This is a genomic window from Kocuria sp. UBA5001 (assembly GCF_002398425.1).
GTDB lineage: Bacteria > Actinomycetota > Actinomycetes > Actinomycetales > Micrococcaceae > Kocuria > Kocuria salsicia.
Genome location: NZ_DGYR01000009.1, coordinates 473,220 through 492,531 on the forward strand (window position 1 = coordinate 473,220; position 19,312 = coordinate 492,531).

A 19,312-nucleotide genomic window follows, 5' to 3' on the forward strand; every position below is an offset into this window, starting at 1 on the left:
ACCAGGGCGCGGGTGCGCGGGGCGGAGGACGTCAGGGGCGCGGGTGCACGGGCCAGGTGCCGTCCACCACGGCGGCTGGATCCTTGCGCCGGAAGTACTCCTGCAGGGAGGCGGCCTGCTCGGCGGCCCACCCGATCTGCTGCTCGTGCAGCCGGGCGGCGGGCTGGCGCAGCTCGGCGAAGCGCGTGGCGAGCGCGGTGGCGAGGCGCTCGGTGGCGAGGGCGTCCGCGGCGGAGGTGTGGGCGGCGTCGAGCACCACGCCGTACTCCTCGCACAGCGCGCCCAGGGTGCGCTTGCCGCGGCGATAGCGGTGCACCTGCTTGTTGAGAACGAACGGGTCGAGCACGGGCAGCGGTGCGGGCGCGGTGAGGCCGTGGCGTTCGTTCTCACGCGCGAGGACCGTGAGGTCGTAGGCGGCGTTGAAGGCGAGCACCGGCACACCGTGGTCCCAGAGCCCGGCGAGGACGTCGTCGAGCTCCGCGGTGACCTCCGCGGCGGGGCGGCCCTCCGCGCGGGCGCGCTCGGTGCTCACGCCGTGCACCGCCGCGGCCTCCTCGGGGATCTCGACCTCGGGGTCCGCAAGCCACTCCCACTCCCGCAGCACGTCCCCGGAGGGCGAGACCAGCACCACGGAAGCCGTCACGATACGCGCCTGCTGCGGGTCCCGGCCGGTGGTCTCCAGGTCGAAGCACGCGCGGGGACCGTCGGTCCACGACGAATCTGGGTCCACGAGGGTGCCCTCGAGCGGGTTCACGGCGGCGCCACTGAGCGGTGCGCCCGTGGCGGGCGGCTGCGGGGAGCCGACGACGTCGGGCGCGGCGGTGCCGTGCGGCGCCAGGTCCCGGGGCGGTTCTGCGGGAGCCGTCGGCGCGGCGTCCACCTGCGGGGAGTTGACGTGCGGTGCCTCGAACAGGGCGGGCTGGCCAGGGAGCGCCGGTTCCGGGGCCGGGTCACCGGCGCCGGCCGGCGGCGTGGGCGCGTCGAAGAGCGCGGGCTGGTCGGAGTCCTCGGGACGGTGCGCGGAAGCCATGACCTCACGGTACCGGGAGCCGCCGACATGCTTATGAGTGTCGGAACGCCGTGGTCTGATGTGGTCATGCAAACGCAGCGTGAAGCGTCCTGGCGCGTCCTGCCGCCGCGCGGACTGGGCTCGGCCCAGGCCCCCGCGGTGCTGGACCCGGCTCAGGAGAGGGTTGCGGACCTGCCGCCCGGCCACGGTCCCGTGCTGGTCCTCGGCGCCCCGGGAACGGGTCGCAGCACCGTCACGGTCGAGGGCGTGGTGCGGCGCATCGCCGCTGGCGCGGATCCCCAGCGCATCCTCGTGCTCACGCCGTCGCGGGAGACCGCCGCCACGCTGCGGGACCTCGTCAGCAGCCGGGCCGCAGCGACCATCAGCACGCCGCTCGTGCGGGCCTGGCAGGCCTACGCGTTCGACGTCCTGCGGCGCGCGCTGGCCGAGGGACTGCTCCCGGGGGTCGCCACCGCCCCCGTCCTGCTCTCCGGGCCCGAGCAGGATGCCTTCCTCGCGGAGATGATGCGCGGCCACGAGGCCGGGTACGGGGGCGCGGTCGTGTGGCCCCCGGAACTGGACCAGGCCTTGGGCACGCGGGGGTTCCGTGGGCAGCTGCGGGAGCTCTTCGACCGGATGAACGAGTACCGTGTGGCGCCTGAGCAGCTCGCGGCCTGGGCCGAGCCCCTCGGCCATCCGGAGTGGCGCACTGCCGCGGCGTTCCGAGCCGAGTACCAGCAGATCCGGGCCCTGCGGATGCCGAACGCGTTCGACCCCTCAGAGCTCGTGGACCGGGCCGCGGGCGTCCTGGAGGAGAATCCCGAGTTCCTCGCCCGGGAGCAGCAACGGCTGGATGCCGTGCTGGTGGACGACCTCCAGGAGGCCACCCCCTCGGCCCACCGGCTCATCGGTGTGCTCACGCGCGGCCGGGACGCCGTCTACACGGCGGATCCTGACACCACAGTGCAGGGATTCCGCGGCGCCCGTCCGGACCTGTTGCGCACCCTGGAGGAACGGGTGGCCACTGCGGCCCACCCCCTGCAACGGCTGCACCTCGGCACGAGCCACCGCATGCCGCGGCAGGTGAACCTGGCATGGCAGCGGGTCGCGCGCGCGGTGTCCGTCGTGGCGGGTGCCCGCACCGACCGCTCGCCCGCGCCGCCGGAGACCGAGGGTGAGGATGCCCGCGTGGGCTCGGTGCGGGTGGCGCTCTTCGAGTCGCCGACCGCCCAGGCACGCTGGTGTGCGGACCACTTCCTGCGGCTGCATGTGCTGGACGGTGTGCCGTACCGGGAGATGGCCGTGGTGGTCCGCAGCGGCTCCCAGCTATCCGGGCTCACCCGTCAGCTCGCCGCATTGGGAGTCCCCACCACCACCTCCGCGGCGGAGACGCCGCTGCGGGACGAGCCCGCCGTGATCCCCCTGCTCAACGCCCTGCGCATCCTGCTGGCGGCGCAGGACCGCGGCGTCGGGCCCCAGGACGCGTTGAGGAACGCGACGGACGGTGCGGCTGAGACAGCAACAGACACAGAGACCGGGGACGGGACAGACGCCGCCGGGGACCTGGACCGTGACGAGCGCGGCACCATGCTCACTGCCACCGCGGCCGTCTCCCTGCTGACCTCGCGGATCGGCGGCGCCTCACCCATGGAGGTCCGCCGGATCCGCCAGAAGCTGCGCGGCTACGAGCTGCGCACGGGCGGTGGCCGCACGAGCGACGTCCTCCTGGTGCAGGCCCTCACGGACGGGGTGCTCCTCGAACTCGCGGAGGTCCGCTCGGACGCTGCCGCCCGTGTCGCGGACATGCTGCTGGAGGGCCAGAACGCGCTCCAGGAACCGGGGGCCACGGCGGAGTCCGTTCTGTGGGCCCTGTGGGAGGCCTCGGGCGTTGCCCCGAGATGGCGCCGTCGTGCCCTGGCCGGTGGAGCGGAGTCGGTGCGCGCGGACCGGGACCTGGACGCCGTTGTCGGCCTGTTCGAGGCCGCCGAGCGCTTCGTGGACCAGGTTCCCGGCGCCACGGCGCGTGCGTTCATGGAGTACATGGACCACCAGGAGCTGCCCATGGACACCCTCGCCGCGCGCGCGCCCGCTGAGGACAACGTGGCGGTGATGACACCGGCGGGGTCCGCGGGACGGGAGTGGAAGCACGTGGTGGTGGCTGGCGTGCAGCAGGGCGTGTGGCCCAACACGGCACTGCGCGGGCAGCTGCTCGGCACGGACGTCCTCACGGACGCGCTGGACCACGGGCCGGAGCAGGCCCTGCGGCTAGGGGTGGTGGACCGGCTGCGGCAGGTGCGCTTCGACGAGCTGCGCCAGTTCTCGACCGCCGTCTCCCGGGCGGGGGAGAGTCTCGTGGTCACTGCCGTGGCCTCGCAGGACGAGCAGCCCTCCGAGTTCGTGAACCTGGTGGTAGGGAACGAGGGACAGGACACCGGGATGGTCGTCGAGCACCTCACCGCACCCGAACCCCTCACCCTGCGGCAGCTCACGGGCACCCTGCGCCGCACCCTGACCAGCGGCGCCTCCGACGAGCACGAGCGGGAGGCAGCGGCTCGGCTGCTGCACGATTTCGCCACCGCGGCGCAACCGGTGCGCGGGGCGGCCCCCGACGAGTGGTGGGGCCACGCCCCGCTCTCCAGCGAGGAAGCACTGTTCGACGCCGAGGAGGCGGTGCGTGTCTCGCCGTCCAAGATCGAGACGATCCACCGTTCACCACTCGACTGGTTCGTCGCCGAGGCCCGGGCCACCGAGGTCACGGACCTCAGCCGCAGCCTGGGCACCCTGGTCCACGACATCGCCGAGAACATGCCGGAGGCGGACGCCACGGAACTGGTGGCCGAACTGCGACGCCGCTGGCCCGCGCTCGGCATGCCCGCCGGGTGGACGGGCGCGCAGGAGCTCGAGCGCGCGGAGGAGATGCTCCGCAAGTTCGCCCAGTACGCCCGGGACATGGGTGGCAAGCACGGACGGCGGCTGGTGGGCGTGGAGGGAAGCTTCGAGGTGCTCGTGCGGGACGCCGCCAGGGATGCGCTGCTCACGGGTCGGGTGGACCGTCTCGAGGTCGACGCCCACGGACGCCATGTGGTGGTGGACCTGAAGACGGGCCGCTCGAAGCCCTCCAAGGAGGACCTCCCCGAGCACCCCCAACTCGCGGCGTACCAGGTGGCGCTGCAGGCCGGGGCCGGGCAGGCCATGGCAGAGCTCAGCCGCGCCGAGGACCTGCACGAGGCGCACCGGCCCGAGCGGATCGAGCTGCCCGAGGGAGTCGTGCTCGCCCAGCCTGGTGGTGCCCTGCTGGTCCAGCTCGGGGACGCCACGAAGACCCCGGGCGTCCAGGTGCAGGAGCCGCTGGACGAGGAGCAGAGCTGGGCGAGGGAACTCATCACCCGGGCCGCCGCACTGGTGGCGGGAACCCGGTTCGAAGCGCGCCACACGGCGGCCCAGGAGTCCGGGTTCGGCATCCGGTGCTCGGTGCCGTGGGTGTGCCCGCTGTGCGCACAGGGGAGACAGGTGACGGAGAAGTGACCGTGCAGCAGAACTTTGAGGAAAAGGTCCGGTACTCGCCGGAGCAGATCGCCGAGGCGCTGGGGGAGCACCCGCCCACCGAGCAGCAGTCGACGGTGATCTCCTCGCCGCTGACGCCCCGGCTGGTGGTGGCGGGAGCGGGGTCGGGCAAGACGACCACCATGTCGGACCGCGTGGCGTGGCTCGTGGCCAACGAGCTCGCGCAGCCGGAGGAGATCCTCGGCGTCACGTTCACCCGCAAGGCCGCCGGCGAGCTCTCCCAGCGGATCAACCACAAGTTGCGCAAGCTGCGCGCCACGGGGCTGATCACCGAGCCGGACGACGGGGACGGCGCCCCGGAGGCCGTTCAGGAACCCACCGTGAGCACCTACCACTCCTACGCGAACTCCCTGGTGCGCAGCTACGGCCTGAGACTCGGCGTGGAGTCGGACACCGTGCTGCTCGGGCAGGCCCAGGCATGGCAGCTGGCCCACGACCTCGTCCAGGGCTGGGACGGGCCCCTGCCCGCAAAGGTTCCGGCGGCCTCCACACTCACCACGGGACTGATGAAGCTCGCCTCCGAGGCGTCCGAGCACCTGGTGGACGCCCACCGCGTGCGCGAGTACGTCCACAACCTGCGGCTGCGCTGCCAGGGCGCTCCCCCTGCCGGCCGCAAGCGCAGCCCCGGGGGCAAGGTCAACGACGCACTGGCCCGAATGGAGCAGACGGAGGTCCTCGCGGAGCTCGTGGAGCGCTTCCACGCCGTGAAGCGAGTCGACTCCGCACTGGACTACGGGGACCTGCTCGCCCTGGCCGCCCGGATCGTGCAGGTGGACCCCCATGCCCGCGCCGTCGAGCGGGACCGTTTCCGTGTGGTCCTCCTGGACGAGTTCCAGGACACATCCCACGCCCAGCTGGCCCTGTTCGCCGGGCTGTTCGGGGAGGGGCACTGCGTCATGGCGGTGGGGGACCCGCAGCAGTCGATCTACGGGTTCCGTGGCGCGTCCTCCGGGCAGCTGTTCAGCTTCGTGGAGAACTTCCCGCGCAGAGGGGCCTCCGAGGAGGACCCGGCACAGTTCGCGGACACCAGTTTCCTCACCACCGCGTGGCGCAACAGTCTCTCGGTGCTGGACGTGGCCAACACCGTGGCCCAGCCCCTGCGCACACCCCCGCCGTGGAGCCGCTCGGCCGCCACCGTGGAGGTCCCCGCACTCGACCCCGCCCCGGGCGCGGTGCGGGGCAGGGTCCGGGTCAGCAGGTTCCTCACGGACACGGAGGAGGCTCGGGAGGTCGCCGGCCGCATCCACGAACAGCGTGCTGCGCACAAGGGCCAGCCCCTCGAGGAGATGCCCACCATGGCGGTGCTGTGCCGCCGTCGGGCCCAGTTCGAGCCCCTGCGCCTGGAGCTCGAGGCGCTGGACATCCCCTACGAGGTGGTGGGCCTGGGCGGGCTGCTGGACACCCCGGAGGTCGGCGACGTCGTCGCCATGCTGTACGTGCTCACGGATCCGGGCCGCTCGGACGCGCTCGCCCGGCTGCTGACCGGCGCCCGCTGGCGGCTCGGCACCCGGGACCTCGCGGCCCTCGGCGACTGGGCCGCGGCGCTCGAACGAGGCCACGAGCGCGCGGCCCGGGGCGAGACCGACGATCCCACCCGCGCCGACGGCGGTCCCGCCGGGGACATCACGGGCGGGAACGCCACGGGTGAGCACGCACCGGGTGGGACCGACGCAGCCGAGGAGACGGTCGTCATGGCGGACATCGTGGACCGGGCGAGCCTGATCGAAGCCCTGGAGACCCTGCCCCGCGAGGACTGGGTGTCCCCGCGGGGTCGCAGCATCACCCCGGAGGGGATGCGAAGGCTGCGGGCGCTGCGCCAGGATGTCCGGGAGCTGCGACAGGTGCTCGGAGACGAACTGACCAGTGTGCTCCACGAGGTGGAGATGGTCCTGGGCCTGGACGTGGAGCTCGCCGCCCTGCCGGACACGGATCCGGTGCACGTTCGGCGGAACCTGGACGGTTTCCACGACCAGGCCGTACAGTTCACGGCCACCACGCGCACGCACGACGTCCCGGCGTTCCTCGAGTGGCTGGAGGCGGCCTCCCACGAGGAGAACGGTCTGGAGCTGCCGCCGTCGCACACCCGGCACGACGCCGTCCAGCTGCTCACGGTGCACGCCTCCAAGGGGCTCGAGTGGGACCATGTCCACGTGCCCGGGCTCAACCGGGACGACTTCCCCAGCAAGAACCCGTCCGCGTGGACGGGGGAGGCGGCCAAGCTGCCGTGGCCCCTGCGTGGGGACGCCCACCAGCTGCCCCAGTGGGAGGCGCGCACCGAGGACGTGCGGGAGCTGGAGGAGTCCTTCGCCGAGTTCCTGGAGGACGTCTCGGAGCACGACCTGGCAGAGGAGAGGCGCCTCGCCTACGTCGCGTTCACGCGCGCCAAGTCCCTCCTTGAACTGTCCGGGAGCGTCTTCCGGGGGGCCTCCAAGGGTGCGAAGGACCCGTCGCCGTTCCTGCTCGAGGCGCGGGAGCTTGCAGAGGGGGTCAGCGCGGGTATCGAGCTCGGACCGTGGGTGGAACCGGAACCCGGTACCGCCAACCCGCAGCTGGACACCCGGGTCAGCGCCCTGTGGCCCTACGACCCCGTCGAGGGCCCGGAGATCGTGCGCACCGCGCGGGACGCAGAGGGGGAGCTCACGGAGACTGTGCTGCCGCCGGCGCACCGGGGGCGTCGCGCCCGGTTGGACGGCGCGGCCCGTGCCGTGCGCGAGGGTGGCTTCGACGCGACGCGCGACCTCACGGACCAGGATCTCGAGTGCGGCCCCGCGGGAGATCTCGTGACCCGGTGGCGGCGGGAGGCGGAGCTGCTGCTGGCGCGTCGTGAGGCCACCGACGAGCTGCGGACCGTCCACATGCCGTCCCACGTGTCAGCCTCCGCACTGGTGGCCATGGACACGGACCCCGAGGAGTTCGTGAGCACCCTGCGGCGGCCCATGCCGCGCCGTCCGGGCACCGCCGCCCGCGCGGGGACCGCGTTCCACTCGTGGGTCGAGGACTTCTTCGGGGACACGGCCATCTTCGACCTCGACGAGCTGCCCGGCTCGGACGACTACGTGGACGAGGACCTCGACCTGCCCCGTCTCACGGAGACCTTTCGGCGCAGTCCGTGGGCCACCCTGCAGCCCTATGCGATCGAGCTCCCCGTGGAGACCCCGGTGGGCTCGCTCACCGTGCGCGGCCGCATCGACGCCGTGTTCCGCACAGGGGACGGCTGGGAGCTCGTGGACTGGAAGACCGGCCGGGTGCCGCGAGGACGGGACCTGCGGCGCAAGGCGGGGCAGCTGGCCCTGTACCGGCTGGCCTTCGCAAGGCTGCAGGACGTGCCCCTGGAACGGGTGTCCGCCGCGTTCTACTACGTGGCCGCGGACGAGGTGGTCCGTCCCCACGACCTCGCCGGGGAGCGTGAGCTCGAGCGGATCGTGGAGTCCCTCTACCAGAGGGGCGTCCCTGGCTCGGATCAGGACCCGGATCGGGGCCCGGGCTCCGAGACCTGGCCCGGCCGGACGCGGCGGTCGAATCCGGCGGAGGAGGCTGGGAACTAGGCGTCGGTGCGCCGGCTCACCGCGGCGGCGGTCGAACCACCGTTCCCGGGACGGGCGGGCCGGAGCCGGGGCCCGTCGTCGCCCGCGGATGTGGCTCCGGGGGCTGTAGAAGCCGTTCCCTGTGTCCCGGTCGCCACGCCGTCCGCGTTCTCCGCAGCACCCGGGCCCGGCACACTGTCGGGAGCGGACGGGCCGTCCAGGTCCGATGCCGCGGGACGCCCCCACGACCCGACCCGGCCGGTCGTTCGGCCGAGGGGCGACGGACCGTGCTCGTCCACATCGAGGCCCGTCACCGTCGCGTCCACCGTGGCCCGAGCACCGGGCGCGTCCACCCCCGGGGTCGGCGAGGCACTTGCGCGGACGTCCTGCGCGAGCGTGGCGAGCATGCGCTCGGCGTTGTCCACCATGGACGGGATCCCGCGGTCCACGCCGCGCACGAGCCACTCGGCGAGCGCGAACTCGGCCTTGAGGTGCGCGCGCCGCAGCAGGTGGCGGTCCGGCGGCTGCACCGCGCTCACGGAGTACGCCTCGAGCACGGTGTCCACGAAGGTCGGGTCTGCCATGCCCACGAGCCACGAGAAGTCCTGGGCCGGGTCGCCCACATGCAGGTCGCTCCAGCCGGTGAAGGAGACGAGCGCCCCGTGGTCCACGGTGACGTTGTCCTCGTGCAGGTCGCCGTGGACCACGCGGGTGGAGAACTGCCAGAGGGTGGTGTCCTCCAACGCGTCCTCCCAGCGGCGCAGCAGCTCACCGGGGATCAGCCCGGTGGTGGCCGCCTGGTCGAGGTCGTGCAGCATCCGCTTGCGGCACTGCTCCGCAGAGTAGGCGGGAAGGTCCGCGTCCATGACGAGGGCGCGGGGCAGAGAGTGCAGGGTCCCGAGCGCGCGACCGAGCTGCACCGCCAGCGGTGCCCGTGGCGCGGCACTCGGGGAGGGCACGTGCAGGGGCGGCTCGGGGTCCTCGTTCTGCTGCTGCAGCTGCCGAAGGCTGAGGGTGTGCCCGGGCAGGTGCGAGTACACGAAGGTGCGCAGCCCGTTGTGCGCCACGGAGCCGGCCACGGAAGGCAGGTGGAAGGGCAGGCGGGCGCGTACGGAGGGTGTGAAGGCCTGCAGCACCAGGTGCTCCGTCTCGAGGCGCATGCTCGACTCGGTGTTCAGGGGGCTGCGGACGCGCCAGCGCCGACCGTCCGCGTCCTGGATGATGCACGAGCGGAAGTCCGCGGGGTCGTCGGGGGAGGGACCGGTGGCCACAGGGGCCACCCCGGGCACGGCTGCGGCCGCCACGGCGGCTAGCAATTCGGGGGTCGTCCTCACCTCACCCACCCTACCGGCCTCGGCCCGGGGCGGGCTGTCCACCGCGGCCCGTGAGGATGTCCGGACCCCGGTCTACAGTGGTCGGGTGATCTCATCCCAGGACCGTCCCGGCGCCGTCGCGCCACTGCTCGACGACGCCCAGCTGCCCTTCGCCGGGCGCCCGTTCGACCGGGACGCGGTCGCCCGGGAGCACAGTGATCTCGTGGCTGAGGCGCTCGCCTCGCCCACCGCGCGGGTGCTCGTGCTGCGGGGCTCCCAGGCCCCCGCGCGCGACGGCGCCCTGGTCCTCCCGCTCGTGGCGGAGGTCCCGGGACCCACGGATGATGTCCGCCGCCCGGACGTGTACCTGGGCCGCCTGGCGGACGGCACCCAGGTGATCCTGCGCACCTTCCCCGAGGACACCCAGCTGTCCGGTCTCGACGGTGCCCGGTGGGAGGGGCTGCGCACGCTGGCCACCGTGGTGGACCCCGAGCAGACGTCGTTGCTCGTCACGGCGCAGGCGGTGGCCTTGTGGCACCGCGACCACCCGCGGTGTCCTCGCTGCGGGGCGCTCACGCAGAGCATCCGCTCCGGGTGGGCCCGGCGCTGCCTCGAAGACGACTCTCTGCACTTCCCCCGCACGGATCCAGCGATCATCGTGGCGGTGGTCGAGGACGGCCCGGACCCCGCCTCGCAGCGCGTCCTGCTGGGCCGCTCGGCGGCATGGGCCGGCAACATGTACTCCACGTTCGCGGGTTTCGTGGAGCCTGGGGAGTCCGCGGAGCAGGCGGTGGTCCGCGAGGTCGGGGAGGAAGCGGGGATCACCGTGCACACGGTGCAGTACCAGGGCTCGCAGCCCTGGCCGTTCCCGCGCTCCCTGATGCTCGGCTTCCGGGCTCTTGCGAGTTCCGACGCCGCCGTGGCGGACGGCGAGGAGATCCTCGAGGTCCGCTGGTTCACCCGGGAGGAGCTCGTGGCGGCTGTCACGGACGGCACCGTCACCCTGCCGGGCGCCGTGTCCATCGCACACGCCCTGATCGTCAGCTGGCTCGGTCACAAGCTGCCAGAGACCGGGTGGTGAGCGTGGCGGAGCAGCGTGTCGAGGAGCAGAGCGCGGAAGAGCGGATCCTGGGCGGGCTGGACCCGGAGCAGCGAGCCGTGGCCACCACCCTGCACGGGCCGGTGTGCGTCCGGGCCGGAGCGGGCACGGGAAAGACGCGAGCGATCACGCACCGGATCGCGTGGGGGATCGCCTCCGGTGTGTACACCCCGCAGAAGACCCTGGCCCTGACCTTCACGGCGCGGGCGGCCAACGAGATGCGGCAGCGGTTGCGCGTGCTCGGGGCCCCGGGCGTGCAGGCCCGCACCTTCCACTCGGCTGCGTTGCGGCAGCTGCAGTACTTCTGGCCGCAGGCCGTGGGCGGGCCGCCCCCGGAGATCGTGAACCACAAGGCCCGGCTGATCACCGAGGCGGCGCAGGCCATGAGGCTCACCACGGACCGCGCGACCGTCCGTGACGTCGCCGCGCAGATCGAGTGGGCGAAGGTCACCATGCTCACCCCGGACACCTATGTCCAGGCGGCGGAGGGCCGTGACATGCCCGCGGGTTGGGACGTGCGCACCATGCAGCGGCTCTACCAGTCCTACGAGGACCTCAAGGCGGACCGCCACCTCATCGACTTCGAGGACGTCCTGCTGATCACCGTGGGCATCCTGGAGGAGGACGAGCGGATCGCGGCGGCGGTGCACTCCCAGTACCGCCAGTTCGTGGTGGACGAGTACCAGGACGTCTCCCCGCTGCAGCAGCGCCTTCTCGACGCGTGGCTTGGCTCCCGGGACGACCTCTGCGTGGTGGGGGACGCCTCCCAGACCATCTACTCGTTCACCGGGGCCACGTCCCGGCACCTGCTGGAGTTCCCGGCGCGCTACGCGGGTGCCACGGTCGTGGAGCTCGTGCGGGACTACCGCTCGAGCCCGCAGGTGGTCAACACCGCCAACAGGCTGCTCGCGGCCCGCCGCCCCACACTCGGCACCGCGCCGGACACATGGGCCACCCCGCTGCGGCTCGTCTCGCAGCGCCCGGCGGGGCCCGAGCCCACCTGGAACGAGTATCCGGACGACGAGGCCGAGGCCGCCGGCGTCGCGGTCCGTGTCCGGGATCTCATCGACGACGGCGTGGCGCCCCACGAGATTGCCGTCCTGTTCCGCACCAACGGGCAGTCGCAGGTCTTCGAGGCGGCGCTCGCGGACGCCGACATCGGCTTCCAGCTGCGCGGCTCGGAGCGGTTCTTCAACCGCCCCGAGATCCGCCAGGCCATCGTGCAGATCCGCTCCGCCGTCCGCACCGAGGGCGCGGACCGGGCGGACGTGCCCCAGCAGGTGCGGGACATGCTGCGCTCGCTCGGCTACAGCGACCGCGCACCGCGCTCGGACAGCGCCACGCGGGCCAGGTGGGAGTCGCTGCGCGCCCTCGTCTCGCTGTCGGACACCATGGCCGCCCGCGCGGCGGACAAGGACGAGACGCTGTCACTCGCGGGTTTCGCCCAGGAGCTGGAGCGCCGCGCCACCACCCAGGAGGCACCCGTGATGGACGGGGTCACGCTGGCCTCGATGCACTCCGCGAAGGGCCTCGAGTGGGACGCGGTGTTCCTCGCCGGGCTCTCCGAGGGGCTCATGCCCATCTCCTTCGCGGACACCCCGGAGGCCGTGGACGAGGAACGGCGTCTGCTCTACGTGGGGATCACCCGAGCGCGCGAGCACCTCGTGTTCTCGTGGTCGCTCTCGCGCACGCCGGGTGGGCGCCCGAACCGCTCGCGCTCGCGGTTCCTCGACGCCGTGCTGCCCCCGGCGTCGGGCGCGCCCGCGCGCCGTCGTTCCCGGTAGGACGACGACGCCGCGGCGGCTCAGCCCCGGTGGTCCACCTCGTCCCAGAACTCGCGCGCCAGGTGCGCGAAGTCCTCAGCACGCTCGATCTGTGGCCCGTGCCCGGTGTCCGCGAAGCGGTGGGTGCGAGCGCCCAGGGCCTTGGCGCCGCGCGCCATGTGCCGGAACGGCAGCACCGTGTCCTTGTCGCCCCACACGATGAGCACGGGCACGCCGGTGGCCCGGACGCGGGGGAGCAGCGCCCTGCGCCAGCCACCCTTCACGCCCGCGACTCCACCGAGCGAGCGCAGCATCCCCAGGAACGCGTCCGTGCCGCCGGGGCGCCCGGCCAGCTCGTAGCCGTGCTGCACACGCTCCTCGGTGACGAAGGCGGGGTCGTGGTACATCGCGCGTTCGGAGCGCCTGGCGCCCTCACGGCTGGGGCGCATGGCGCGCTCGCCCAGACCGGGGATGCTCGCCAGGCGCAGCGCGGGACTCACACCGCGGCCGAAGCCGGCGGAGTCCGCGAGCAGCAGGCTGCGCACGAGCTCCGGGTGGTCCGCGGTGAGCTGCATCGCCACGGCGCCGCCCAGGGAGTTGCCGACCACGTGGGCCGGGGCGACGCCCTGCGCGCGGAGGAACCCAGCGACGTCGCCCGCCAGGCGTTCCAGGGTCATGCCGCCGTCCGGGGCGGGGGAGTCCCCGAAGCCCGGGAGGTCCACGCTCCACACCTGGAAGGAGTCCTCCAGCAGCTCGTGCTGGGCCTGCCAGTCGGCGCGGCTGCGGCCGATGCCGTGGATGAGCAGCACCGGGGCGCCCTGCCCGCCCACGCGGTACGCGATGTCGTTGCTCAGCCGAGCGCTCACGACGCCACCGCCGCGGTCTCAGGGGTGGCCGGTGTGAACTCGAGCTGCCCGTCGCGCTCGCTGCCCGGTCGGAACAGGACTTTGTCCCGCAGGTAGTTCTGCCGCACGTGCCACGCCCCGTCCGGACCCTGGCGGGGGAGCAGGTGGGCGCCGCGCTGGATGTAGCCGGAGGCCAGGTCGATCAGGGGGCGCAGCTGGGACCGCGGCCCCTTGTAGCGCGGCGTCACGGCCACGGCGCCCCGGCGGTCCGTCTGGTCCAGCAGCCGACGGAAGTAGTCGGTGATGAGATCCACGCGCAGCGTCCACGACGAGTTGGTGTAGCCGATCGCGAAGGCGAGGTTCGGCACGCCGTCGAGCATCATGCCCCGGTAGCTCACCCGCGTGGCAGGATCCACGTGCTGGCCGTCCACCTGGACGTCCACGGCCCCGAAGAACTGCACGTTCAGGCCGGTGGCGGTGACGATCACGTCTGCCGGCAGGTGCCGTCCGGAGGTGAGGTCGATGCCGTCCGCGGTGAAGCGTTCGATGGTGTCGGTGACCACCTCGGCGTCGCCCTCGCGGATGGCCCGGAAGAAGTCGCCGTCCGGGGCGGCGCACAGCCGCTGGTCCCACGGGTCGTACTCGGGGGTGAAGTGCTCGTCCACGGGGAAGGTGGGACCCAGGTGCTTCACCGCGCCCTTGTGCAGCAGCTCGCGCATGGCCTGTGGGCGGCGGCGGCTGAACTCGTAGATGAACATCCCGCGTGCGATGTTGCGCCACCGGTTGGCCTCCCCGGCCAGGCGCGGCGGGAGCCAGGAGCGCAGCTTCATGCCCGCGGTGTCCCTGCCGGGCACGGAGGCCACGTAGGAGGGGGAGCGCTGCAGCATGCTCACGTGCGCGCCGCGCTCGGCGAGCGCCGGGAGCAGGGTCACGGCCGTGGCGCCGCTGCCGATCACGACGACGCGCCGGCCTGCCACGTCCACGTCCTCGGGCCAGTGCTGGGGGTGGATGACCGTGCCCCGGAATTCCTGCAGGCTCGGCCACTCGGGCGTGTAGCCCTCGTCGTAGCGGTAGTAGCCGGTGGCCATGAACAGCCAGCGCGAGCTCAGTCGCGAGGTCTCCCCGGTGTGGACGTCCTCGTGGGTGACTGTCCAGGTGCTGGTCTCGGAGGACCACTGCGCGCTGCGGACCCGCTGTCCGAAGCGGATCTCGGAGGTGACACCCGCCTCGTCCGCGGCCTCGCGCAGGTACTCGAGGATGGTGTCGCCGGTGGCCAGGCTGCGCTCCCCGGTCCAGGGGTGGCTGCGGTAGCCGAAGGTGGCCATGTCCGAGTCGGAGCGGATGCCGGGGTAGCGGAAGAGGTCCCACGTGCCCCCGAGGTCGTCCCGGGCCTCCAGGACGGCGACCGTCCGCCCGGTTCCCGCAAGTTCGCGCGCGGCCCCGATGCCCGAGATGCCTGCGCCGACGACGATCACGTCAACGTCGTACGTGCTCATGGTGCGTCCCACTCCCTGTGGTCCTGTGCTGATGTGCTCGGTGTCCCGCCGCTGCCAGCCGGTGCCCTGCCCACTGTGCCGACTGCGTGCACGGCCCGGTGTCGGGCGGGTGTACTAACGCGTGTTAGTGTCTGTGGCACCGAGTGTAACAGGTCACATCAAGGGCGTCAGGGGCCAGGCTGTCAGAAGCTCAAAGCACCGGTGCATCTGTGCATCGGAGGACCAGGGTGCGCGGTGGTGCATCCAGCGCGTCTGCCCTGGGCGGAGCACGGCGGGAGAAGGAGCACGCGTATGGACGGTCAGGAGATCTCGCCCCGGCGGGCCACGAGTGCGGACGTCGCGCGGCTGGCGGGCGTCTCGCGCACCACCGTGAGCTTCGTGCTCAACGACACCCCCACCCAGTCGATCTCCGCGGAGACCCGACGCCGCGTGCTCGCCGCGGCGCGAGAGCTCAGCTACGCGCCGTCGGCCGAGGCGCGGGCGCTCAGCCGGGGCCGTTCCACGTCCGTGCTCGTCTACCTGCCGCCCGCCCGTTCCCTGACCGAGGAGATAGGGCGGATCGTGGAGCGGCTCTCCATGCTGTTCGACGAGGCCGGGCTGTCAATGGTCATCCACGCGTGGACCCGCCGCCCCGCGGCGCAGGTGTGGTCCTCCGTCACCCCGGCCGCGGTGCTCGCGTGGGACCTGACGGACGAGGACGCGCAGCTGATGCGCGGCAACGGCGTGCGCGGCGTGGCCTCCTGGACGGGCACGGACGCGATAGGCCGGTGGGTCACCGGCGCGAGGGAGCAGGACAGCGCACGGCTCCAGGTGGGACGGCTCGTGGCCGCCGGCCACCACCGGCTCGGCTACGCGGTCACGGGGGCAGACCACATGCACGGTGCATCCCAGTGGCGCTGCGAGGTGCTTCGCCGTGAGTGCGAGCAGCGCGGCCTTCCCGCACCCGGCGTGATCAGGTTGCCCGCGGATCCGTCGCGAGCCGCGCAGGCACTGGAGCAGTGGCGTGCCAGTGCGCCCGGGGTCACGGGGATCTGCGCACACGACAGCACTGCGGCGCTGGCCGTGCTGGCCGGTATGCGACGACTGGGGTGGCGCGCCCCGGAAGACCTCGCGGTGGTGGGCGTCAGCGACTCCGCAGCGGCGGCCCTGGCCGATCCGCCGCTGACCATGGTGGCGCTGGATCCAGAGGTCACCGCGCGCTACATCGTGGACGTCGTCACGGCGCTCGTTGCCGGGAGTCCGACACCGCCTGCGCCGTCCAGCGGCGGAGCGATCCTCGTGGACCGTGATTCCGTCTGACCCACCGCGGGCCCAGGCGACACGCTTCACGGGCCCATGAAGGACAGCGAGCACAGGCATCCGGGCTCGGGCGGCAGCAGAATCCGCCGCAGGCCGTGGTGCAGGGTGGGCCCCGCGAGGCACTGTCCCGCTGGAGGTTCACCGAGCTCCGCGGCGTCGTCGAAACCGAGCGCGAGGGACAGCAGGATTCCCGCGATCTCGCCTGCCACCACGGTGCGGGTCACCCGGCGGAAGGGCTGCGCGCGTTCCGAGAGGGCGGGTGCGGTCGCCACCAGCGGGTGCTCGCGGACGAACGCGCGGGCGTGGCGGGCAGCACCGGTCACGCAGCTGCGGCACGGCCGGTGCGCCCAGTCCGTCACGGGCCAGCGCACCACGCACGCGCCGTCCGTGAGCACCGTGAGGGTGGGCAGGTGCCCATCCACGTCCGGCACCGGGGGCTCTCTGAGATCCGCCAGGAGATCGCCCGCCACCGACCACGCGTGGACCGCGACTGCCCCGCCCACGGCGGCGCTCGGAAAGAGCTCCGGCGCGGTGAGGGGCACGCAGCGCGGGGAGCGCCGCCGGAGCATGGCGCGCATGGCGAGCTCCCGGGGCAGTCCTTCCGTCTGCGCGGGGTAGGGCCCGTCGAGGGCGTCCAGGGCGAGCACGCGAGACCGGTCGTTGACGTCGAAGAGACAGACCCCGGCGTCCGCCAGGGCGAGGGCCACCGCCGCCGCGAGCGGGTCGAGCCCGGTGAGGAGCACCCGGACATCGTCCACCCTCGGCACGGCGGCGCCCGGCCCCGCGAAGTTTTTGGGTGGTGATGCCGAGGTGGCGCGGACGGTGGACGTGCGCTGAGTCATGGCACCACTGTTCGACGCGAACCAGGCGCCGGGCCAGGCGCCGCGGGTAATCCACAGGGCGGATCGGCTTTGGCCACGCCCGGGTGGGGTGGTGGACTGGTGACATGCCCAGGAGACGAGCCCCCCAGCAGGCGCAGGACATGCCGGAGATCATCGTGCAGCGCAGCGCGCGACGCACCAAGACCGTGAGCGCCCACTTCAGCGGGGAGGCGATCGTACTTGCGGTGCCCCAGCGGGCCACCCGGGCGCAGATCGCGCACTGGAGCAGCACGCTGGTCCCCAAGGTGGTGGCGAAGCGTCGGACGGCGGAGGCCGCGGCCCGGCAGCGATCGACCGACACCGCGCTGGAGGAGATGGCCCAGCGGCTGTCCCGCACGTACCTGGACGGCGCGGCGCGACCCACGAGCGTGCGGTGGTCCGCGCGGCAGCACACGCGCTGGGGCTCGGCCACGCCCAGCACGGGAACCATCAGGATTGCCCGGCGCCTCGCGGACGCGCCCTCATGGGTTCTTGAGACCGTGGTGCTGCACGAACTCGTCCACCTGCTGGAGGCGCACCACAACGAGCGCTTCTGGGAGCTGGCGCGGCGCCATCCCAGAGCGAACGACGCCGCCCAGTTCTTGGACGGCGTCGCATGGGCAGAGCGTCACGGGGCCGGGGAGCCCGAGGATAGCGTTGCCAGTACTCAGCCCCGGTAGGCCCCGGGCTGGCGTCGTGCCCGGGGCCCGCACGGCGCCTGGTGGACCCAGCCGCGTCTGGTGGACCACCGCGTTCTCAGCGGATCGGGAGAGCAGGGCAGGTCAAGGAGACCCGGCGGATCGAGCGCACCGAGCACACCTGGTGGACCGAACAGACCCGGCGGACCCGTGGTGGCCGGTCCGCCGGACACCGGCCCCGTCTCAGCGCGCGGAGGGCCCCTCGGGGTCGGTGCCATCGGCGGGATCCTGGCCCTGCGGCCCGTTCTTCCCGGGCCCGTCGTTCGAAGCTCCGTCGTCCGCAGTGCCGTCGTCAGAAGCCCCGCTGTCCGGAGCACCGCTGTTGGCAGACCCGCTGCTCCGGGAGCTGTCGTCCTGAGATTCGTTGCCTTGTGCTCCGGCGGCCTCTGAACCTGGGGCCTCCGAATCGGTGGTCTCCGACCCGGACGCCCCGGACCCGTCGTCGTAGCCGCCCGAGAGCAGCTTCTCGAGGGCGGCGTCCATCTCCTCGTCGCTGGCCGTCAGCAGTCCGCGGCGCTCCTCGAAGCCCTGGGGGTCGTCGAGGTCCTCGTCGGTGGGCAGCAGCTCGGGGGACTCCCAGAGGCCGTCCCGCTCGGTGGTGCCGCGCTGCTCCTCCAGGTACGCCCAGAAGGCGGCCGCCTCGCGCAGTCTGCGTGGCCGCAGCTCGAGACCCACCAGGGAGCCGAAGGTGCGCTCGGCGGGCCCGCCCTCCGCGCGGCGCCGCGCCATCATCTCGGTGAGGGCGGGAGCGGACGGGATGTTCTGCGTGGCGGCCACAGTGACCCTGTTGACCCAGCCCTCGATGAGCGCGAGAACGGTCTCCAGCTTGGCCAGCGTGGCCTCCTGGCTGGGCGTCATCTCGGGGCTGAAGACCCCGGAGGTCAGGGCGTCCTGGATGCCGGAGGGGTCCGAGGGGTCCAGCTCCTGGGCGATGGACTCGATGCGCTCCATGTCGATGTGGATCTCGGAGGCGAAGGCCGTGATGAGGTCCAGCACGTACTGGCGCAACCAGGCGACGCCGTGGAACAGGCGCGTGTGGGCGGCCTCGCGGATGGCCAGGTAGAGCATGACGTCCGAGGCGGGCAGGTCCAGCCCCTCGCTGAACTCGGCCACGTTGGACGGCACCAGGGCGCACTTGTCCTTGGCCAGGGGGATCCCCACGTCCGTGGAGGAGAGCACCTCGCACGACAGCGCGCCCACCGCCTGACCGAGCTGCATGCCGAACATCATGGACCCGGCACCGGCGAGCATCCCGGAGAGGTCCGCACCGCCCATGGCCTGGGAGAGCTCCGGCGGAAGCTGCTGGGTGAGGGCCTCCGTCATGGCCTTGGACACCGAGGTGGCCACCGGCGCGGACATCTCCTGCCACGTCTGCCACGTGGCCTCTACCCACTCGGCTCGCGACCACGCGGACGGCAGCACCGGGGCCTCCCCGAACGCGGTCTTCTCCGTGAGCCACAGGTCCGCGAGCTTCATGGCGTCGCTCACGGCGCCCTTCTGCTTCTCCGTGACGGACGGATCGCCCTTCTGGGCGGCGGCCTGCCGGGCGTTCTGGTGGGCCAGCTCCCAGTTCACGGGTTCACCGCTGCCGGAGGAGCTCATCATGGACCGGATCTGCTGGAACATCATGGACATGGCCTGCGGGTCCACGGGCATCCCGGCGGGCATGTCACCGGGCTTCATGGCGCCGGAGCCAAGCAGACGTTCGAACATCTCCTGGAACGGGTCTTTGGGGTTCTCCCCGTTCTCGTCGTTGGGAGGATTCGAAGGCATGGGACCGCCAATCATCGAAAGAAGTCTGGGACTGCTTCCAGACTATCGGGAGGGCCCCAGCCCGAACCA

12 protein-coding genes are annotated in these 19,312 nt (G+C 72.7%); 6 read left to right on the top strand and 6 right to left on the bottom strand.

Features of this window, described 5'->3' with window-relative positions; genetic code table 11:
• Positions 1–31 precede the first annotated feature (31 nt).
• Positions 32–730, bottom strand: a complete 699-nt coding sequence (locus B3G12_RS06180; protein WP_144942204.1) for a 3'-5' exonuclease — start codon at positions 728–730, stop codon at positions 32–34.
• A 366-nt stretch (positions 731–1,096) separates the two neighbouring features.
• Here B3G12_RS06180 and B3G12_RS06185 point away from each other — a divergent pair, with 366 nt between their 5' ends.
• Together B3G12_RS06185 and B3G12_RS06190 are read left to right on the top strand one after the other, a co-directional pair.
• Positions 1,097–4,534, top strand: coding sequence for an ATP-dependent helicase (locus tag B3G12_RS06185; protein ID WP_145009555.1), 3,438 nt, complete (start codon positions 1,097–1,099; stop codon positions 4,532–4,534).
• Between the two features lie 2 nt (positions 4,535–4,536).
• Positions 4,537–8,118, top strand: coding sequence for an ATP-dependent DNA helicase (locus tag B3G12_RS06190; RefSeq protein ID WP_349678115.1), 3,582 nt, complete (start codon positions 4,537–4,539; stop codon positions 8,116–8,118).
• On the opposite strand, the gene B3G12_RS06195 is transcribed toward B3G12_RS06190, so the two are convergent.
• Positions 8,115–9,431 (bottom strand): macrolide 2'-phosphotransferase, encoded by a 1,317-nt coding sequence (locus tag B3G12_RS06195; protein WP_290499634.1) that lies wholly within the window; start codon positions 9,429–9,431, stop codon positions 8,115–8,117. The two genes, B3G12_RS06190 and B3G12_RS06195, sit on opposite strands and share 4 nt — an antisense overlap.
• Before the next feature lie 85 nt (positions 9,432–9,516).
• Between B3G12_RS06195 and nudC the strand changes: the two genes are divergently transcribed.
• Together nudC and B3G12_RS06205 are read left to right on the top strand one after the other, a co-directional pair.
• Positions 9,517–10,491 (top strand): NAD(+) diphosphatase, encoded by a 975-nt coding sequence (gene nudC / locus B3G12_RS06200; protein ID WP_290499635.1) that lies wholly within the window; start codon positions 9,517–9,519, stop codon positions 10,489–10,491.
• 2 nt (positions 10,492–10,493) lie between these two features.
• A complete protein-coding gene (locus B3G12_RS06205; protein WP_414672727.1) occupies positions 10,494–12,293 on the top strand; it encodes an ATP-dependent helicase in 1,800 nt (599 codons plus the stop codon).
• Positions 12,294–12,313: 20 nt separating this feature from the next.
• Here the strand turns inward: B3G12_RS06205 and B3G12_RS06210 are convergent, their stop codons facing one another.
• A complete protein-coding gene (locus tag B3G12_RS06210; protein ID WP_144942097.1) occupies positions 12,314–13,138 on the bottom strand; it encodes an alpha/beta fold hydrolase in 825 nt (274 codons plus the stop codon).
• Positions 13,135–14,613 carry a flavin-containing monooxygenase gene (locus B3G12_RS06215; RefSeq protein WP_145009543.1) on the bottom strand — a complete coding sequence of 493 codons (1,479 nt, stop codon included), beginning with the start codon at positions 14,611–14,613 and terminating at the stop codon, positions 13,135–13,137. Before B3G12_RS06215 ends, B3G12_RS06210 begins: the two co-directional genes overlap by 4 nt.
• A gap of 291 nt (positions 14,614–14,904) precedes the next feature.
• Here B3G12_RS06215 and B3G12_RS06220 point away from each other — a divergent pair, with 291 nt between their 5' ends.
• On the top strand, positions 14,905–15,912 hold the full coding sequence (locus B3G12_RS06220) for a LacI family DNA-binding transcriptional regulator (RefSeq protein ID WP_145009541.1): 1,008 nt from the start codon (positions 14,905–14,907) through the stop codon (positions 15,910–15,912).
• Positions 15,913–15,938: 26 nt separating this feature from the next.
• On the opposite strand, the gene B3G12_RS06225 is transcribed toward B3G12_RS06220, so the two are convergent.
• Positions 15,939–16,754 (bottom strand): hypothetical protein, encoded by an 816-nt coding sequence (locus B3G12_RS06225; RefSeq protein ID WP_244944697.1) that lies wholly within the window; start codon positions 16,752–16,754, stop codon positions 15,939–15,941.
• Positions 16,755–16,858: 104 nt separating this feature from the next.
• Between B3G12_RS06225 and B3G12_RS06230 the strand changes: the two genes are divergently transcribed.
• On the top strand, positions 16,859–17,452 hold the full coding sequence (locus B3G12_RS06230) for a M48 family metallopeptidase (protein ID WP_244944696.1): 594 nt from the start codon (positions 16,859–16,861) through the stop codon (positions 17,450–17,452).
• Positions 17,453–17,653: 201 nt separating this feature from the next.
• Here the strand turns inward: B3G12_RS06230 and B3G12_RS06235 are convergent, their stop codons facing one another.
• A complete protein-coding gene (locus B3G12_RS06235) occupies positions 17,654–19,243 on the bottom strand; it encodes a zinc-dependent metalloprotease (protein ID WP_144942103.1) in 1,590 nt (529 codons plus the stop codon).
• Positions 19,244–19,312 lie beyond the last annotated feature (69 nt).